A 17,715-nucleotide genomic window follows, 5' to 3' on the forward strand; every position below is an offset into this window, starting at 1 on the left:
CCTTGAATGGATGATTAAACCAAGGTGGAGTATGCTTTTGTTAAGCATGTGATTTCTTAGTGATTTTGTAGGTTTAAATCTATGAAACAGAATGACTAAAATTGGCTAAGACAAAAACGGATTTCAAGGGTGGTAGTAAACAGTGGAAATATCGGGTTCCTCGATGAACATCCTGCTGGTTGACGACGTTCAAATGGAGCGTATACAACTAGCGATAAGGTTAAAACAACTAGGTCACGCGGTTGAAATGGCTAGCTCAGGTCACGAGGCTTTGGAAATGTACCCTAAGTTCGAACCTGATCTTGTTTTGCTTGATATTTCCATGCCTGAAATGAATGGATTTGAAGTCTCAGCGAAAATCCGAGAGCTCTATCCTGATTGGGTTCCTATTATCTTTTTAAGTAGTCACGACGAACCGACGATGATTGCAAGTGCGATCGATGCGGGTGGCGATGACTACCTAATAAAGCCTGTTGACAAGATTGTACTCAACTCAAAACTTATCGCGATGCAGCGTATCGCCTTTATGCGTCGTGAACTTAAGCAAAAGTCTGCTGCTTTAGCGAAAGCAAATGAAGAGTTAGCACAGTTAGCACAAGAAGACGGATTAACGAAAGTCAAAAACAGACGTTATATCGATGAGAAGCTCACAGAGATGATATCATTGCATGGGCGTCACCAGCTTCCTCTAAGTATCATTTTACTTGATGTCGATCGATTCAAACTATACAACGACAATTATGGTCACATTGAAGGTGATCGATGTTTAATAGAAATCGCTTCTACATTATCCAAGTTGTTTACGAGAAGCGGGGAAGTCGTAGGTCGTTATGGCGGTGAGGAGTTTGTTGTGTTACTCGGCTATACCGATGATGAAAAAGCGACGAAAAACGCCGAGCGAATTAAATCGTCTATAGAGGCTGCAAACTTGAAGCATGAATATAGCGATGTCGCGCCAGTCGTGACGGTGTCACAAGGTGTATACCAACTTATCCCAAGTGGACGCGAAACTATAGAGCAACTCTATGAACTCGTAGATAAGCGTTTGTATCAAGCTAAAGTCAACGGTAGAAACCAGTACGTTGCGGGTGACGTTTAATTAATACAGACTCGGTTTCTACCTGCTTTTTTCGCCTTGTATAATGCGTTGTCGGCAGCTTTCATAACTTCAGAGACTTTATTCGAATCTAAGCTGTCTGCAACGCCAATACTAATTGTGACGTTAACATATTCTTGCTTTTTCTTAGCTCCACGGCTTTTAGAGCCCAGTTTATCGTCTTTTGGCCGCGCATCTTGATTTCTCAAAACCATGTTGTAATTTTCGATCGATGCTCTGAGTAGTTCTAAATGATCACGTGTGTCTTCAGCTAATTTTCCTTTGAACAGCACAGTGAACTCTTCACCACCATAGCGGTATACCCTCGCTCGACCACCGACCTGTTGAAGTTTGGTCGCAACAAGCTTTAAGACGTCATCCCCTGTGTCATGCCCATAAGTATCGTTGAATGATTTAAAGTGATCGATATCCAACATGGCAATGGTGTATTTTCGTCCGAGATGTTTTAGATCTGACTCAAGCGCAAGTCGTCCTGGTATCTCAGTTAGCGTATCCATGAAGGCGAGCTCATAGCTAGCAGAGAGCAGGTAGACGAGCAACAGCACACCTGCTAAAGAAAATAGAGTGCTAGAGATGTAGGTGACATCAAAAAACACAAACGTTGCGGCTGATAACAGCGTTGCGGAGTAGAGCACAACATCAATGATGCTATTTCTGTTCAAGACGCAAATAGCGAATATCAACACCATGGCGGTGAGAAAAACAACCAGAATAAAGGGCAGTCTTGATACCTGAGGCAAAACAAACAAAAACGTTTCGTTAATGTTTTCAAATCCGCCTTCATAGAAGTAGGTCAAGATCAGATACGACCATAACAGCAGCATGGCGAGCTTAAACAAGTACAAGCCGAACGTGCGAGTAAACAGCGAAGAATCTTTGTAGCTGTAAACAAAAATTAAAGCGATAGGAAGCAGCGCTGCGAGCAATGATAACTCAAGGATGGTTGTCCCTGATGAGAGGGGAGATTGTAGCCTTTCTTGTATGACCCAATAGGAGACAACTAGCGCAGAAGCGACCATAGCTATTCGACTTTGTTTAAATGCGTCAGCTAGCACTATAGTTATAGCGAAGAGTACAAATGGAAGCTTTGACACGATACCTAGGTTTGAATAAGTGAGGTTGATTACATTGTTCATCCCAAATGCAATAAACGTCAGCAACATCAAAGGTAGTGAAAGACGGAACCAGTTTGTAGTGACTACAGAAAACGACATTCAACCTAGCCTAATTGGTCTTATTATTAATTAGTAACTTGTTAAGAATACTTTTATTTGATGAATTTCCAAGCTTTTTACTAAACTTATAGATGAAAATTAGGGTCACGTTTAGATAGTGGTCATAAATTGGCGTTGAAATGCGCAAATCCGTAGAAAGCGTTAACTAATTGAAACATACTAGAACGAACAATTGTCCCTACAAGGAGTTGAGTAATATGCAGATAAGTGTGGACGTACATAACTATATGGAGACATTAGTCGGTCAAGAGCTTGCGAAATCCGAGTATGTTGATAATTTTGACCATGAGCAACTTGCTGATCTTGCCTGTTTAGCTTTGTCTCAATTGCGACCTGTGTATATTCGCTATGATATAGACTTTCTATCAGCGTTACCGGAAGAGAGACTGGTTACTTTGAAACACTATGCGTCGACGGCAATAGAGGCCGCGGTGAGTATGATTGTTGACGACCGTAGAAAAAACAGGAAAGATGAAGTTCTTGTCGTGTTTAGCAAACAGCAGATGTTTGATGACGACATTGAACTAGAGTGGTTTGAAAAACCAATCCTCAAGAAAAACTAATCGTTACCAAGGAGTACTTTGTGGGACTTTTTTCTCGCTTGTTTGGTGGTCAAAAAGAACAACCTAAAGTCGAAGTCGAGCCTATCGAGTATAAAGGCTATCTAATTTACCAAGAAGCGCTTGCTGAAGGTGGTCAATATCGTATTGCGGGTCGTATTACGAAGCAGTTCGGTGAAGAAGTGAAGACACACCGTTTTATTCGCTCTGATGTCCTACCGAGCGAAAGCGACGCCAACGAATTTATGCTCAAGAAAGCGCAAATGTTTGTAGACCAGATGGGCGACAACATTTTTCAGTAGATCCTCTCCAAATTGACAAACATCATAATTTTAAGAGCCATTAGTCGTTATTCTGATGGCTCTTTTAGTATGTGGATGTCACATAATCAGTTGTTTTAATGAGATTTTTCGCTTACTGGTTTGACCTCTTAACACTATCGTGTAGTGTGGTTAGGTAACAAACACATAAGCAAAATGGTTCATTACCATCGGTTATATGTAATGATATTTTGTGTTTTTGTTACAAAATGCTTGAAGTATCTAAAATCGTTGGATAAAAACAGAACAATCATTGTTGCGAATAGTCAAGGAATAGCTAATGCAAATTGGTGTGCCAAAAGAAATACTCGCCGGAGAAACGCGAGTGGCTGCATCGCCAAAGTCGGTTGAGCAGTTATTAAAATTGGGCTTCGAGGTTAATATCGAATCTGGAGCGGGTGAATTAGCGAGTTTTGATAACTCTGCTTATGAAGCTGCCGGAGCTAAAATTGTTTCCACAGATGAGGTATGGACGTCGGATCTTATCCTCAAGGTCAATGCGCCGCTTTCTACAGAAGAAAACGACGAGATTGCTCTGTTAAAAGATGGTGCCAGCCTAATCAGTTTTATCTGGCCAGCACAAAACCCAGAGTTAATGGAAAAGCTTTCAAGTAAAAACATTAACGTAATGGCAATGGACGCTGTGCCGCGTATTTCACGCGCGCAGGCTTTAGATGCACTTTCTTCAATGGCAAATATCGCTGGTTATCGTGCGGTCGTTGAAGCGGCACATGAATTTGGTCGATTCTTTACCGGTCAAATTACCGCTGCAGGTAAAGTGCCACCAGCGAAGGTACTTGTTGCTGGCGCGGGTGTAGCCGGTCTTGCTGCAATCGGTGCTGCGGGTAGTTTAGGTGCGATTGTTCGTGCGTTTGATGTTCGCCCAGAAGTAAAAGAGCAAGTCCAATCTATGGGCGCAGAGTTCTTAGAAGTCGATTTTAAAGAAGACTCAGGCTCAGGTGACGGCTACGCGAAAGAGATGTCCGATGAATTCAACAAGAAAGCGGCTGAGCTTTATGCTGAACAAGCGAAAGACGTTGATATCATTGTGACCACAGCGCTTATCCCAGGACGACCAGCTCCAAAGCTTATTACCAAGGAAATGGTTGATAGCATGAAAGCGGGTAGTGTCATCGTCGATTTGGCTGCTGCAAATGGTGGTAACTGTGAATATACGGTTGCAGATAAAGTCATCACAACAGCGAACGGCGTGAAGATCGTTGGTTATACCGACATGGTTGGTCGTTTGCCTACGCAATCTTCTCAGCTTTACGCGACCAACATTGTTAACCTTCTTAAGCTGTTAGCGAAAGAGAAAGATGGCAACATCAACATCGATTTCGAAGATGTGGTGCTACGCGGCGTTACGGTAGTTAAAGAAGGTGAGGTCACTTGGCCAGCGCCTCCAATTCAGGTTTCCGCTCAACCAGAGCAAAAGCCTGCTCAACCAGCTGCAAAACCAGAACCTAAAAAAGAAGAACCGACTTCTCCAGCGAAAAAAGTTGTGGCTCTAGTCGTAGGTTTAGGCGCATTTGCATGGATTGCTTCTGTGGCACCTGCTGCGTTCTTATCTCACTTTACGGTATTTGTTCTTGCATGTGTTGTTGGTTACTACGTTGTTTGGAATGTAACCCACGCGCTGCATACTCCACTTATGTCCGTCACTAATGCTATTTCAGGCATTATCGTTGTAGGTGCGTTACTGCAAATTGGTCAGGGGAATGGCGTTGTGTCGTTCTTGTCCTTTATTGCTGTCTTGATCGCCAGTATCAACATCTTCGGTGGATTCACCGTCACCAAGCGTATGCTTGAAATGTTCCGTAAAGACTAAGGAGTAACAGGGAATGTCTGCAGGATTAGTACAAGCAGCTTATATTGTTGCTGCATTATTCTTTATATTGAGCTTAGCAGGGCTGTCTAAGCAAGAATCGGCAAGATCGGGTAACTACTACGGTATTGCCGGTATGACGATCGCCTTGATCGCGACGATCTTTGGACCAGAGTCTGAAGGCTTTGTTTGGATCATCATTGCTATGGTCATTGGTGGTGGTATTGGCATCCACTACGCTAAGAAAGTTGAGATGACAGAAATGCCAGAGCTAGTGGCGATTCTTCACAGCTTTGTTGGTATGGCAGCAGTGCTGGTTGGTTACAACAGCTATATTGATGCACCTGAAGCGGCAACGCACGCAGAACATGTTATCCATTTAGTGGAAGTGTTCTTAGGTGTATTCATTGGTGCAGTGACGTTTACGGGCTCTATTGTCGCCTTTGGTAAATTGCGCGGTATTATTTCATCTTCACCTCTAAACCTTCCGCACAAGCATAAAATGAACCTAGCAGCGATTGTTGTATCGACGCTGTTGTTGCTTCATTTCGTCAATGCTGACGGCAGTATGTTTGCGTTAATTGTGATGACGTTAATCGCCTTCGCTTTCGGATACCACTTAGTAGCTTCGATTGGTGGTGCAGATATGCCAGTGGTCGTGTCAATGCTTAACTCATACTCTGGTTGGGCGGCAGCGGCGGCAGGTTTCATGCTAGCAAACGATCTATTGATTGTGACTGGTGCACTTGTCGGTTCTTCAGGCGCGATCCTTTCCTACATCATGTGTAAAGCGATGAACCGTTCGTTTATCAGTGTTATTGCTGGTGGCTTTGGTCAGGAAATCGTAATTTCATCTGATGCTGAGCAGGGCGAGCATAGAGAAACGACAGCAGAAGAGGTTGCTGAGCTTCTTAAAAACTCAAAATCTGTTGTTATTACTCCTGGGTACGGTATGGCTGTGGCTCAGGCGCAATATCCTGTTCACGAAATCACAGAGACACTACGTTCGCAAGGTATCGAAGTCCGCTTTGGTATTCACCCAGTAGCGGGTCGTTTACCAGGTCATATGAACGTTCTGCTTGCAGAAGCTAAAGTTCCATATGATATCGTGCTTGAAATGGATGAGATCAACGATGACCTTTCTGAAACAGATACGGTACTGGTTATCGGTGCGAATGATACGGTGAACCCTGCGGCTCTAGACGATCCAAATAGCCCAATTGCTGGTATGCCAGTACTTGAGGTGTGGAATGCGAAGAATGTTATCGTGTTTAAACGCTCGATGAATACAGGTTACGCAGGGGTGCAAAACCCACTGTTCTTCAAAGAAAACACCCAGATGTTATTCGGTGATGCAAAAGAGAGTGTCGAATCTATCTTCAAAGCATTGTAGATTCGGATTACACTATACAGAAGCCAGCATAACGCTGGCTTCTTTCGTTTCGTGAGTACCATTTCTGACATTGATATTACATTTCAGTTTTATATTTTTGCCATAATGTTTTACTCTAAATCATAACTTACTGATTTAATGAATTTTTGCATTGATTAAGACAACAGTTAAAGCGATCGCAATAGGTATTGCGGTCCTCTCAGGTAGCGCATCTGCAGAGTCTTTACCGGAGCGTATTGACCGATTTGTTGATCTTTTCGATCAAGAACAGGCAACGGTTTCTTATGATATCCGCAGTTTGCAGTCAGATTATCCAACAAGACTTCTTACTCCGGAATCGATGTTACCGCAGACCTCGGCATACCCTTTAAAGGATGTGCAAAGGCTATACAGGCTAGCGCAAAACTGTACTGGAAAGCTGCCACTGAGTCCTCTTATAACCGAGCCATTGGTGTTTACACGTGCTATGTGTAAGGGGAACAAGCTTAGCGAAAAATGGTTTGCCCGAAGTGCATTAATTCACCCAGGTGGTGGAACCTATGCGAGCAGATATGTTCAAACTTATCCAGAGTATATTGAGCAACTGCAGCAGTACATGCACATAAAAGAGCGTCCTTTAGCCTCTGATTCGACCTTATTGGGTCGATTACAAAGGATGAACGAAGATACCATGGTCGCGCTCATTTCTGGCTCTAGCATGTTTATTGAGCGTAACGAACTCTGGCTAAGAAAAAGCGATAACTACTTAGTTTATCCAGAACGAATTTGGAAACAAGCTGTCGAAGACGCAGGGCTGTCATTTAGCTTAAGAAAAGAGTCGAGCAGCTGTTTTGTACAACGTGGTAACTTATGTTGGGACGTTGAAGACCATTCGGATATCTTACGAATCAGCATGGTCGCGCTGGTCATTGCCAACATATTGTTGGTGTTAGGCTGGTCTGCGTACCGTTGGAACACGAAGCGTCAAGAGATGAAGAGCCGAATGCTGATTCTACAAATCTTGACCCATGAACTAAGAACGCCAATTGCCAGTTTGTCTTTAACAGTAGAAGGCTTCAGACGTGAATTTGAGCATTTACCTGAATCCGTTTATGACGAATTTCGCCGTTTATGTGAAGACTCAAGACGATTACGTCAGTTAGCTGAAGCGAGTAAGGATTATCTTCAGTCTGATAACAAACCGCTCGCAACTGACTGGGTTCCCTCTGTAAAAGAGTGGTTGGAGTTTAAAGTAGAAGAAGAGTTTGGCGGAAAAGTTAAGCTCAATGTAAACCAAGATGTCGCGGCCAAGCTAAATGTCTATTGGCTCGGCACTTGTATAGATAATTTAATACGCAATGCCAATAAATATGGGGTTGCGCCTGTTGTACTTGATGTAACAACGGAAACACAGAAAATTACGGTTAAAGTTCAAGATCAGGGCGAACTGTCAGCAAAAGATTGGCGACAGTTACGCAAGCCATTTGTCAGTAAAAGTGGCCTTGGTCTTGGCTTGACCATAGTGGAATCTATGGTTGGTCGAATGGGCGGTAGAATGTCGTTAATTGGCCCACCAACAGCGTTTATTTTGGAGATACCTTGTGAAACAGACACTGCTTCTTGTTGAAGATGATAAAAACTTAGCTGATGGTCTTTTGGTTAGCTTAGAACAAGCGGGGTATGAGTGCTTCCATTCAGAGACAATTGCGGATGTTGCGCAGTACTGGGATAAAGCAGATCTCGTGATACTTGATCGTCAATTGCCAGATGGTGATTCTGTTGATCACCTAGTTGAGTGGAAAAAGATCAAAGACGTTCCAGTGATCTTATTAACGGCGTTAGTAACAGTTAAAGACAAAGTCATGGGTTTAGATGCGGGTGCAAATGATTACCTGACTAAGCCATTCGCCGAAGCGGAACTGTTTGCACGTGTTCGAGCTCAGCTAAGAGCGCCAGAAGGTGAAGCACAAGACGATAACAAAGTCGTGACTGATTGCCTTGTGATTGATAAAGCGACGCGTGAAGTCACATACAAAGATGAGTTGGTGACTTTGACGCGAACAGAGTTTGATTTACTGCTGTTTTTGGCAAGCAACCTTGGCAGAGTGTTTACTCGTGATGAACTATTGGACCATGTTTGGGGTTATAACCATTTCCCAACCACACGTACTGTAGATACCCACGTACTGCAGCTTCGTCAAAAATTACCTGGATTAGAAATCGAAACATTACGTGGCGTTGGCTACAAAATGAAAGCTTAATGGATAAAGCAAAGTTATTGATTGGCGCACTGATGGTCAGTGCGTCGACAAATGCAGCACAAGTGCCTTGGTTTGAAAGTAACTCGCCTTTAACACAGGCACATAGGCATCTGTTAAATAACGATTTACCAGCGATGTTTACATCGCTTGTAGAGGTGTGGCAACTAGAAAAAAATCGTTCAATCACGCCTCATCTCAACGATCTTTTTCTTCAGTCCCTAGATGTAGATTGTGGTAAAAGCCTAGATAATCGATCATTACCCGAATGGATTAGCAACGTTACAGTTCGCCGAAGCGAAATACAAAGTCCTGGCAGGGATGCGTATCGTGCAATCGTTGAAATTGAATCTAACCGAGATATAAAAGATATCTCTCTGACTCGTTGGGTATCTAAAAACCTTTCTACCGATAACTCTTTCATCCAATCATCTCCTACAAACGACCTCGGTACCCAAAAATACGTAAAGCGCTATAACTTAAATAGCAGAGTCCGAAGCGGTCTATATAGAATTGATGTGACCGCAGCCGATGAGTCTTCTTGGAGTTCATGGCTAGTATTGGGCGAACCTAAGTCAGAGATGACGGTTCGTTGGGATGCGAAAGCTCAATGGAAACTCGAAAGAAACGCATTATTAAATCCTAATTGTCCGTTACCTAAACTCGATGTTGCACTCTATGACTACATTGATGGTAACTACAACCAAGTGTGGGGCGAGAGCTATGATTCCGACTATCCAACTTCATTAGATAATGGGATTGTTGACAAAGGTCGGTATGTTTTAGCGGTTTCGATTAACCACCAAAGGTGGCAAGGCCCGATAATTGTTGAACAACAACAAATAATTAGTAAGACCTATGATGTTTCAGTGGAGGAATAACTAAAGTTAATAGACAATAGAACGATATAAACATATGGAACTAAAAAGTTTATACAATTATGGAAAATAAAATAAAATTTCTTACATTGTCTATTGCACTTGCAGCCAGTTCAGCTTCTGCTGCAAACTACGCTATTGAAGCCCGCGGAGACGCAATGGGCGGAGTAGGTGTAGTTTCTGCAAATTTCCTCACCGCTCCATTCTATAACCCAGCACTGACAGCCATATATCGTCGTAATGACGATTATGGAATGATCACTCCAAGTATCGGCTTATCTTATAGCGATGAGCATATGATGGTGGATGACCTTAAAAAGGCGTCTGATCTAATTGATCAAGCTGTTGGTGGTGATTACTCTAATGTTTCAGAACTAGAAAGTACACTGAATGCCCTGCAAGGAGATGTCGCCAATCTTCAATTTGGTGGTGTTGTCGCGTTTGCTATTCCAAATAAGTTCATAGCTGCTAATGTTTTTGGTAAAGCTTATGCTGAGTCTTTTGCGCAGACCGATATATATACAGGTGCCAACAGTGCAACACCCAACCTCAATCCTGCTATCAATGCAGAGTTGAGTGGAGTCGACGCTGTAGGTCTGGGTGTTACTGAAGTAGGTATCTCACTCGCAAAATATCAAACGTTCTTGGGTCAACATATTTCGTTTGGTATTACTCCAAAACTGCAACGCATTTACACTTACGTTTATCGAGCCAATCTAAACAATTACGATATAAAGGATGTTCGAGAAAATGGACAAGGCGAAACCATGTTCAATATGGATGCAGGTTTCCTATGGTTCTACGGTCCTTTGCGGGTTGGTTTCTCTGCGATGAATTTAGTTTCACGTGATATCAAGTCCCAAGAACTTGCTGGTACAACTGTGACCTCTAGGGTGGACTCAAGTCAGTCTAGAACCTTTGAGGCGGTGACTTTTGATTATCAAATGCGCCCTCAATACACTGTTGGTGTTGGTCTAGTTGCTGACTACGCGACTCTAAGTGTTGATTACGATCTTAGAGAAGAGGAAAAGTTCACTAATTTCAAAGATAACTCTCAAATGCTTAGAGTCGGTGGCGAAATTGACATCATGCGTCAGTTAAAACTGCGTGCTGGTTGGAATCGAAATCTAGCATATGACAATCTTGACGACACAGTGACTGCTGGTATTGGCTTGTCACCTCTAAACTTATTCCAATTGGATATAGGCGCGAGCTACACGAATGAAAATTCAATGGGCGCCTACATTAACTTCCTGACGAGTTATTAAGTTATAGGTTAGGGGAGTAATGCACTAGCTCTTACAGTCAAATCGTAATATAGTCGGCTCCTAAAGTTTTAGGAGCCTTTTTTATGTTTGATGATCTACCGCCACTTTCCCATGAAGAACAGCAAAAAGCTGTCGAGAAAATCCAAGAGTTAATGGCAGAGGGTATAAGTACAGCTCAAGCGATAAAAATGGTCGCAGAAGAAATTAGAGCTGAAGCCGCTAAACAGCAGTAGCTACAATTTAAACTTAGCAACAGATACATAGAAGAGCAGGGAACTGCTCTTTTTTTATGCCTGCATTAGATGATGCACTATAACAGAATTCCGTATCAACAAGCTTACTCGTCCGTACTCACACATCGACGAAAACAAGATAAAACTCGAACTAAATCGTCATTTGTAATAAAAGTGAAAGTCTCATCTTTATAGTGCTCTAATTATATCATTGTGATTTAAAACAATAGTTTAGCGTAGTTATTTGTGCTGCAGGTGGGGTTGCGAATGTGCAGGTTGTAATAAAATTACATCTTTGTAATTCAAGTCTGCAAGCGCTTACTATCATGTAGTGTATTATTCTGACTCGTGATCGTGTAACTAATGAAATCTGAAGCCAGTCTCGAACGTCCCCTAATCCGTTATCGATTAATAATCGATTTTCAACAGGTACAAAAAGGTTTTGTACCTATGATTTTGTGCCTACTAAAGAACGTACATGCATTGTTACGCCGTAACAATGTGTAAATAAAAAATGGGAAATAGTTGGTGTGGAATGTATGGGGGAGACTTAAAGTCGCTTAAAGATGGTCCACACATTTAGCTCGATCGCCAGGTGTACCCATGATTGGTGCAATTGTCAGTTTGTTTAATGGCGGACTCGAAACTTATCGGCAGTACAATCGCAACAAAGCCGAAGCGTTAAAGCGCAAAGACGAGCTCGACCAGGAGAAACATCAGGCGAGGGTGCGCCGATTGCAAAAGGGCGAAGAGCAAGCCAGTAGCCTCGATGAAGTCAGCATCAAAGAGCGCGGCGTTAAAGACGAGTTCATCCTGCTTGTGGTGTTTGTTCCGCTCATTCTTTCCTTCATTCCCGATTACGCGCCCTATGTGGAACAAGGCTTTGAGGCGCTGCAGAATATTCCCGAGCCGTATTGGTATGTGGTGGGTGCCGTCGTCATCGATACCCTTGGCATGCGCGCCATGGTGCGCTACTTGCTCGAATTCTTCTCAGGCAAGTTCAGGGGGCAGTGATGGGATTACTTGAAGCGATGCTGATTTCCTTAATCACCGGCGTGGTTTCAAGCGCGGGCACCATTGCAGCGCTCAAAACCGACATCAACTGGATAAAGAAAGTGCAGCAAGACCAGGAACAACGAATACGCAAACTGGAGGACTCTCATGGCTAAACGATGTTGTAAGTGCAAAGGCCGCAAGCAAAATGGTCAACTTAAGAAAGGGTACACACTACGAGGCGGGAGGGTAGTGAAAGCCGCCACGAGAAAGCGACGAAAAACTCGACGCAGACGCTAAAGAAAGCCGCTCAACATTGGGCGGTTTTTTTCCTTTATTAAGTTGAAATTTTTGATTTAAAGCATGTTATTCAGGATTAGTATGCACTTTGGCGCAGTGCGTGATTGTTCTCTATCTAAGCGACTGATAAATTGCAAAAAACAGATAACCCAAAGTACAAATAGACAACAGGAGAGAGGTGCTTTTTCAGCACGTAAAGAATATTTATACCTAGTAGCTGTTATGTATTCAATTAATTTGAGGAAACCTATGTCTACACCTAAAGTATTTATCTCATATTCACACGATTCTCAGGAGCACAAAAAGTGGGTGCTCGATTTAGCGACGCGATTAAGAAATAGCGGTGTTGATGCAATTATTGATCAATGGGAATTAAGGCCGGGGGACGATCTTCCTCACTTTATGGAAACACAACTTGCTGATTCAGACTACGTAGTTATGGTTTGTACCGATAAATATGTTGATAAGGCAAACAGCGGGGTTGGTGGCGTAGGCTATGAAAAAATGATTATTACTGCTGATCTACTTTCAAACATTGATTCAAATAAAGTAGTCCCGGTAATTAGACAGTTTGGTACACACAGTGTTCCGACATTTCTCAAAACTAAACTATTTATAAATTTCTCTAAAGATGATGACTACGAATTTAGTTATGATGAGTTAGTAAGAACTTTCCATGGTGCTCCTCTTTTCCAAAAACCCGAAATCGGAAACAATCCTTTCACACCTATTAGTGATATTCCCCCGGAGAAAACAGGCGACCCAATTAGAGAGTTAATGACGTATGTAGTTGCAGACTTTGAAAGAGGTGAAAACTACACCGTATATACAAATCTTGTACATGCATCAAGTATGTCTCGCGTCATGCTCGATATGTTGATTGAAGAAGCTCTATCAAAAGGGTTAATTCGCCTAGATCACGATGGCGATCTGTACCTAGAGTCCGCTGGTAAAAAATACGCAATACAACATAAGCTTGTAAATGTATAACAATAAGTTTAAGAGTGATTTACTACGTTTGGTATTTTGCTGTGCGTCGCGTTTTGTGTGCGGTTCCATCGGTATATTTTTGCTCACATCTTGACTGAGCGTCGGGCTACCTTAAAGGTTGTACATAAGTAGGTTTGAATAATGAGTCCTAATAAAAAGAAAAGATTAAAAGTCCAAAAGGGCGCTAAATTTGGTAAGTACCGCCTGGTTGATAAATTAGGATCTGGCGGAAATGGAGATGTATGGAAAGTGTCAAATGATGAACATGATCATTATGCGATGAAGATACTAAAAAATATCGATCCGATTTCCTACCAACGATTTAAGGCTGAAGTGCATGTTCTATCCACTATAGATATTGATGGAGTTTTGAAAGTATTAGAGTCTAATCTACCAGAGGACCCAAAATCTGAATTTCCATGGTTTATATTAGAGATTGCTGAAGATTTTAATGTATATCAAAAAGACAAAGACGCTTTAGAAATAGTGTCAGGTTTTGTCCCTTTAGCTAAATCGTTAGAAGAACTACACAAGGAGAATATATCACATAGAGATATAAAACCGTCGAACATTCTGTTTTACAACGGTCGCCTGTTTTTTACTGATTTTGGTTTAGTAAAGTATCCAACTAGAGAGGATATAACACCCAAAACGCGTGATGTAGGGGCTAAGTTTACGATGGCGCCAGAAATGCGAAGGTATGCTGACGTTGCTGATGGTAAAAAAGCAGATGTCTACTCTTTTGCAAAGACTATTTGGATAGCTATAACAGGTGAAGAAAAGGGTTTTGATGGCCAGTACATTGCTAATAGTGTCTTAGGTCTTAAAAACTATCATAAAAGTTTATATTTAACTAAGTTAGATCAACTGTTGGCTGAAGCAACTGATAACGATGAAAATGTTCGTCCAACAATTACTGAATTTATATCTAGATTGGATGAATGGCTCAAGTTAAATAAAGACTTCAAAAAACGTAATGTCACTGAGTGGTTTGAAATTCAGCAAATATTGTTTCCTTTGGGTAGCCCCAAACATGCAACTTGGACAGACTTAGATTCTATCATAGGGGTGCTTAACGAAGTCGCTCAAGTAAAAGCTCTCAACCATATGTTTTACCCTACCGGCGGTGGCAATACAATAACGGCTGTTTCAAAGGCTAAAGAGGATGGAATGCTAGCTCTTCATGTTGGTGACATTGGTGCTGAGATATTGAAGCCAAAGAAGCTTACATATGAGTCATTTGGTCTAGAGCCTTCCTGGAATTATTTTCGATTAGAGGTGGAGGAGACAACCGCTATAGGCATTCCGGGTGTGGGTTCATTCAAAGGTACTTTTCAAGAGATGACTGAAGTTGAACCCGGTGTATATGCTACATACCAATGTTGGGACAACAACTTGTATCAAGGCAAACCGTTGCCACCGCTTGCTAGACCAATCTCCCGTTTCATGAATGGCTCTTTTGTATTCTTCTGTACCACATCACCTTATAACAATCTGAGAGGTGAGTATGATGCCTACAATGGTCAACATAACACGCTTACAGAAGATCAATTTCGAGAGTTTATTAAGCAAGGTGCGGAGTACTTCGCAACCAAAAAGCTTGCCTAAAAAGGTTTAGGAGTAGGTTAGGTGGAATTAAAAGTAGTAAAAACACTAGCAAGACAGTCAAAGCTTACACCTGAATCGATAAAGCTAATCTATAGAAAAAGGGCCGGTGAAGAGGTCCTTGTTCGAAGTAGAGGCTTAGGAAATTGTAGTGGCTTTGAAGTTCAAATTGGAAATCAAACGATTTACCTTACCGATAGACCTATTTCATATTATACAAGCCACTACCATCTGGTTACAAAAATGCAACAACGCATTCTTTCTGTTGCAGTTCCGATCCCCTTGTATATAGGACAAGGGGATATGGACCTTCAATTGCATCGTGTATTGAATTCGTCTATCCCCGAAACAGCAGCAAACAAATGGCTGCTAGATGTCTTTTCAATCGATGTAGCGATGGCTTATTTTAATAAATACTTCTTAGCTAGTAATTATTTTAGTGATTACAAAACAATAATTTTTGAAGCTATAGAAGCTTTCTATTTAGGCATGGATCACATAGCTATAATATCACTAATGCCGGTGTTCGAAGCGGGGTTAAGAAATGCACAAGAACAAATTCTATGTGTAGACAAAGGTAACGTGAGTGCGAAGGCTTTCGAGCAAGGTCTAAAAGATTTGATTCTTGTATGGGGACGTAATCAAGTCTCAGCGTATGATTGGTATCCAGGGAAAGATCATAACCCCGAAGTCGAAATAGAGTTCTTTACACAAATTAACCCCCAATGTGATGTGATAAATGCTTTTCGCTTATACTTTGCTGAGGTTTTATATAAAACTAGTAATGGGGGTTCTGGCGGATTTAATCGACACCTCATAGTTCATCTTTTAAAGAATGACTTTAATGAACCTTCAAACTTTATCCGAATATTTTTGGCGCTTACTCATATTCTGTTCATAGAAAGTCTTTATAACGATAAAGTTCCGTTTTTTTGGCAGGGTATCGATGAGAAAGATGTAGATTTAGGTAATTACATTAGAAACACGTCAAGAAGTTTTGGTGACTATAGGTGCAAGTTCTTAAACCGGATGGGAATCAGCAACTACGACTTATCAGTTTAAAAAACTGTTTAAGAGGGATTCCCAAAGCCTAGTGTTTATAATGTCATAAAGTCCGCATTAGCGGGCTTTATGATTTTCTTAGTAAAGTAGGCACAATGAGCAAGATAATAAAGAGGGCGTACAGGAGCGGCAATAGTGAGACTGCGACGCCAGCAAAGGTAGCTTGACTATCAAACACATTGGAAAAGGTGGCGATAGTGCCAGCTATAACGCCAAAGACCCCAGAAACCAAAGCCGTTATGGATACAGAAGAAAACAGTTTGTCTTTAGAGTAAAGAACACTCCCCACACCAACCAGAAGTGACGGAAAAAAGACGGTTATAAAAGAAGTGACGTCAACGTAGATCTCGACCCCAGCCAGAACCCACAACGTTGAGACCACATATAAAACTGCCAGAACATAGATACAATAGAAATACTGAAACTTCATGCCATTACCACCAATAACCATACATAATACTATTCGGATCTTTGGGTAATCTCATCATAGAATCTCGGTCTTTTAAATATCTATTTTTGAAATTACGTGTTCTTGCTCCAGAAGGCGGTAAATCAGCAATCGCTTCAATCAGTAATGTCATTTGTGGATCCGATAACGGCACGTTTGACTCTAACGCCTGGTGAAGAGCAGGGACCAGGACTTTATACAAACGATTCGCCTCAAGCTTACTGGACACGCGACCATACACTTTATCTAATGCTTCCATGAGTAAGGATTGAGCTGACATAGGCACTCCAATTTCAGAAAAAGCCAACAAACACCACTGAAACAACGACTAAATAATCACATTGCTTGATTCAGTTTCGTATCCTGTTGTTATCGCATCATTTGTGTCTTAACCGCACATTATTTCGTGTAATTAATCCTGGTTTACGCTCGCGCGAGCCTCGAAAAAGCCCTTAACTTATCCTCGACCTAACCGTCACTGTCCATCCTTAATTTAAATAAAGGCGCGAGACCTATGAACAACAAAGCCACACCCTTAATAGAACGTCAGTCGATTGATGTGCAGTTTCTGCAAGATGTCATCAATCAAACCCAGCTCGAGCTGAAGGTGTCTTCTTTGAGCGAAAAGAGCTACCGTGCGCTCACAGATGACGAAAGTCCGGTCCTGGATTGGCTCAGTCATTACCACTTATCTTGTTTTTCCGGCCGTGCCTTTCATATCGGCGTACAGCGCTTCAAAAAACCACGTTCAGGGCTGCTGGTTGGCGTGTACGACAGTCGGGTAGGGAGACAGCATACACTGTTGCTTGAGCCGTTAAGCGGGCGGGCGGCTCAGTCCATGACCGAGCGATTGATGTCGATGATCACCTACATCGCACTGTATTTTCTCACCACGTACCCCAACAGTGTCGGTGTGTACATTGTCGATCCCCCCAAAGCCTTCCTGTCGCATTATGGCTTGTATGGCTACAAAGTATTGGACAGCTGGCATGAGGTTCCGGTGATGTTTGCTACCTTTGACAGCCTGTTTGAACGTCAGCAAGACGTGCTGTTCGAAATGCTGCTCGATGAAGAGTTAGATCTATTGGCTCACTAACGGACCCTGCATTATGTTAAATCGACGACGCGTACGGCTACGGCCATCACAACGCCAGGTGAAACAAACGTTGCTCAAAACGGCCAGTGTGTTACTGCAGGATGAACGCTACAAAGTGCCGATCGACGAAGTCGCGCCTCAACCGAGTCCAA

19 protein-coding genes are annotated in these 17,715 nt (G+C 42.2%); 16 read left to right on the plus strand and 3 right to left on the minus strand.

Going from position 1 to position 17,715, the window contains the following annotated elements; translation table 11 throughout:
* Nucleotides 1-163 precede the first annotated feature (163 nt).
* Nucleotides 164-1,099 carry a GGDEF domain-containing response regulator gene (locus IX91_RS19000; RefSeq protein WP_004742763.1) on the plus strand — a complete coding sequence of 312 codons (936 nt, stop codon included), beginning with the start codon at nucleotides 164-166 and terminating at the stop codon, nucleotides 1,097-1,099.
* On the opposite strand, the gene IX91_RS19005 is transcribed toward IX91_RS19000, so the two are convergent.
* On the minus strand, nucleotides 1,096-2,331 hold the full coding sequence (locus IX91_RS19005; RefSeq protein ID WP_004742762.1) for a GGDEF domain-containing protein: 1,236 nt from the start codon (nucleotides 2,329-2,331) through the stop codon (nucleotides 1,096-1,098). The two genes, IX91_RS19000 and IX91_RS19005, sit on opposite strands and share 4 nt — an antisense overlap.
* Before the next feature lie 218 nt (nucleotides 2,332-2,549).
* Between IX91_RS19005 and IX91_RS19010 the strand changes: the two genes are divergently transcribed.
* The 14 genes from IX91_RS19010 to IX91_RS19065 all read left to right on the plus strand — a co-directional run bounded on the left by IX91_RS19010 (nucleotide 2,550) and on the right by IX91_RS19065 (nucleotide 16,019).
* A complete protein-coding gene (locus IX91_RS19010; protein ID WP_004742761.1) occupies nucleotides 2,550-2,915 on the plus strand; it encodes a late competence development ComFB family protein in 366 nt (121 codons plus the stop codon).
* Nucleotides 2,916-2,935: 20 nt separating this feature from the next.
* A complete protein-coding gene (locus tag IX91_RS19015; RefSeq protein ID WP_004742760.1) occupies nucleotides 2,936-3,214 on the plus strand; it encodes an HlyU family transcriptional regulator in 279 nt (92 codons plus the stop codon).
* Between the two features lie 298 nt (nucleotides 3,215-3,512).
* Nucleotides 3,513-5,063 carry a Re/Si-specific NAD(P)(+) transhydrogenase subunit alpha gene (locus IX91_RS19020; protein WP_004742759.1) on the plus strand — a complete coding sequence of 517 codons (1,551 nt, stop codon included), beginning with the start codon at nucleotides 3,513-3,515 and terminating at the stop codon, nucleotides 5,061-5,063.
* Between the two features lie 13 nt (nucleotides 5,064-5,076).
* Complete coding sequence (pntB, locus tag IX91_RS19025; RefSeq protein WP_004742758.1) at nucleotides 5,077-6,453, plus strand: Re/Si-specific NAD(P)(+) transhydrogenase subunit beta; 1,377 nt, start codon at nucleotides 5,077-5,079, stop codon at nucleotides 6,451-6,453.
* Nucleotides 6,454-6,607: 154 nt separating this feature from the next.
* The gene (vxrA, locus tag IX91_RS19030; RefSeq protein ID WP_330216916.1) at nucleotides 6,608-8,059 is read left to right on the plus strand and encodes a sensor histidine kinase VxrA; all 1,452 of its coding nucleotides are present in this window, start codon (nucleotides 6,608-6,610) and stop codon (nucleotides 8,057-8,059) included.
* Nucleotides 8,034-8,693, plus strand: a complete 660-nt coding sequence (gene vxrB / locus IX91_RS19035; RefSeq protein ID WP_004742756.1) for a response regulator transcription factor VxrB — start codon at nucleotides 8,034-8,036, stop codon at nucleotides 8,691-8,693. Before vxrA ends, vxrB begins: the two co-directional genes overlap by 26 nt.
* Nucleotides 8,693-9,571 carry a DUF2861 family protein gene (locus IX91_RS19040; protein ID WP_004742755.1) on the plus strand — a complete coding sequence of 293 codons (879 nt, stop codon included), beginning with the start codon at nucleotides 8,693-8,695 and terminating at the stop codon, nucleotides 9,569-9,571. Before vxrB ends, IX91_RS19040 begins: the two co-directional genes overlap by 1 nt.
* 59 nt (nucleotides 9,572-9,630) lie before the next feature.
* Nucleotides 9,631-10,836 (plus strand): conjugal transfer protein TraF, encoded by a 1,206-nt coding sequence (locus IX91_RS19045; RefSeq protein ID WP_004742754.1) that lies wholly within the window; start codon nucleotides 9,631-9,633, stop codon nucleotides 10,834-10,836.
* Between the two features lie 83 nt (nucleotides 10,837-10,919).
* The gene (locus IX91_RS25930) at nucleotides 10,920-11,069 is read left to right on the plus strand and encodes a YoaH family protein (RefSeq protein WP_004742753.1); all 150 of its coding nucleotides are present in this window, start codon (nucleotides 10,920-10,922) and stop codon (nucleotides 11,067-11,069) included.
* Between the two features lie 603 nt (nucleotides 11,070-11,672).
* Complete coding sequence (locus IX91_RS19050) at nucleotides 11,673-12,083, plus strand: hypothetical protein (RefSeq protein WP_004742752.1); 411 nt, start codon at nucleotides 11,673-11,675, stop codon at nucleotides 12,081-12,083.
* Complete coding sequence (locus IX91_RS26680; protein ID WP_004742751.1) at nucleotides 12,083-12,238, plus strand: hypothetical protein; 156 nt, start codon at nucleotides 12,083-12,085, stop codon at nucleotides 12,236-12,238. Before IX91_RS19050 ends, IX91_RS26680 begins: the two co-directional genes overlap by 1 nt.
* A gap of 373 nt (nucleotides 12,239-12,611) precedes the next feature.
* Nucleotides 12,612-13,352, plus strand: coding sequence for a toll/interleukin-1 receptor domain-containing protein (locus IX91_RS19055; RefSeq protein ID WP_236642979.1), 741 nt, complete (start codon nucleotides 12,612-12,614; stop codon nucleotides 13,350-13,352).
* Between the two features lie 141 nt (nucleotides 13,353-13,493).
* On the plus strand, nucleotides 13,494-14,960 hold the full coding sequence (locus IX91_RS19060; protein ID WP_004742749.1) for a protein kinase domain-containing protein: 1,467 nt from the start codon (nucleotides 13,494-13,496) through the stop codon (nucleotides 14,958-14,960).
* Between the two features lie 21 nt (nucleotides 14,961-14,981).
* The gene (locus tag IX91_RS19065; protein ID WP_004742748.1) at nucleotides 14,982-16,019 is read left to right on the plus strand and encodes a hypothetical protein; all 1,038 of its coding nucleotides are present in this window, start codon (nucleotides 14,982-14,984) and stop codon (nucleotides 16,017-16,019) included.
* Between the two features lie 67 nt (nucleotides 16,020-16,086).
* Here the strand turns inward: IX91_RS19065 and IX91_RS19070 are convergent, their stop codons facing one another.
* Complete coding sequence (locus IX91_RS19070; RefSeq protein ID WP_236642981.1) at nucleotides 16,087-16,449, minus strand: hypothetical protein; 363 nt, start codon at nucleotides 16,447-16,449, stop codon at nucleotides 16,087-16,089.
* A gap of 4 nt (nucleotides 16,450-16,453) precedes the next feature.
* Nucleotides 16,454-16,747 (minus strand): hypothetical protein, encoded by a 294-nt coding sequence (locus IX91_RS19075; RefSeq protein WP_004742746.1) that lies wholly within the window; start codon nucleotides 16,745-16,747, stop codon nucleotides 16,454-16,456.
* A 234-nt stretch (nucleotides 16,748-16,981) separates the two neighbouring features.
* Between IX91_RS19075 and IX91_RS19080 the strand changes: the two genes are divergently transcribed.
* Nucleotides 16,982-17,563: a hypothetical protein gene (locus IX91_RS19080; RefSeq protein WP_004742745.1), complete on the plus strand. Its 582-nt coding sequence runs from the start codon at nucleotides 16,982-16,984 to the stop codon at nucleotides 17,561-17,563.
* Nucleotides 17,564-17,715 lie beyond the last annotated feature (152 nt).

The sequence above is a fragment of the Vibrio tubiashii ATCC 19109 genome (assembly GCF_000772105.1).
Lineage (GTDB): Bacteria > Pseudomonadota > Gammaproteobacteria > Enterobacterales > Vibrionaceae > Vibrio > Vibrio tubiashii.

Excerpts from the sequence above, each read along its gene's own strand:
- IX91_RS19020 (WP_004742759.1), top strand. The coding sequence starts at position 3,513 with ATGCAAATTGGTGTGCCAAAAGAAATACTCGCCGGAGAAACGCGAGTG.
- IX91_RS19010 (WP_004742761.1), top strand. The coding sequence starts at position 2,550 with ATGCAGATAAGTGTGGACGTACATAACTATATGGAGACATTAGTCGGT.
- pntB (WP_004742758.1), top strand. The coding sequence starts at position 5,077 with ATGTCTGCAGGATTAGTACAAGCAGCTTATATTGTTGCTGCATTATTC.
- IX91_RS25930 (WP_004742753.1), top strand. The coding sequence starts at position 10,920 with ATGTTTGATGATCTACCGCCACTTTCCCATGAAGAACAGCAAAAAGCT.
- IX91_RS19070 (WP_236642981.1), bottom strand. The coding sequence starts at position 16,449 with ATGAAGTTTCAGTATTTCTATTGTATCTATGTTCTGGCAGTTTTATAT.
- IX91_RS19060 (WP_004742749.1), top strand. The coding sequence starts at position 13,494 with ATGAGTCCTAATAAAAAGAAAAGATTAAAAGTCCAAAAGGGCGCTAAA.
- IX91_RS19055 (WP_236642979.1), top strand. The coding sequence starts at position 12,612 with ATGTCTACACCTAAAGTATTTATCTCATATTCACACGATTCTCAGGAG.
- IX91_RS19040 (WP_004742755.1), top strand. The coding sequence starts at position 8,693 with ATGGATAAAGCAAAGTTATTGATTGGCGCACTGATGGTCAGTGCGTCG.
- IX91_RS19005 (WP_004742762.1), bottom strand. The coding sequence starts at position 2,331 with ATGTCGTTTTCTGTAGTCACTACAAACTGGTTCCGTCTTTCACTACCT.
- IX91_RS19080 (WP_004742745.1), top strand. The coding sequence starts at position 16,982 with ATGAACAACAAAGCCACACCCTTAATAGAACGTCAGTCGATTGATGTG.
- IX91_RS19075 (WP_004742746.1), bottom strand. The coding sequence starts at position 16,747 with ATGTCAGCTCAATCCTTACTCATGGAAGCATTAGATAAAGTGTATGGT.
- IX91_RS19050 (WP_004742752.1), top strand. The coding sequence starts at position 11,673 with ATGATTGGTGCAATTGTCAGTTTGTTTAATGGCGGACTCGAAACTTAT.
- IX91_RS26680 (WP_004742751.1), top strand. The coding sequence starts at position 12,083 with ATGGGATTACTTGAAGCGATGCTGATTTCCTTAATCACCGGCGTGGTT.
- IX91_RS19000 (WP_004742763.1), top strand. The coding sequence starts at position 164 with ATGAACATCCTGCTGGTTGACGACGTTCAAATGGAGCGTATACAACTA.
- IX91_RS19045 (WP_004742754.1), top strand. The coding sequence starts at position 9,631 with ATGGAAAATAAAATAAAATTTCTTACATTGTCTATTGCACTTGCAGCC.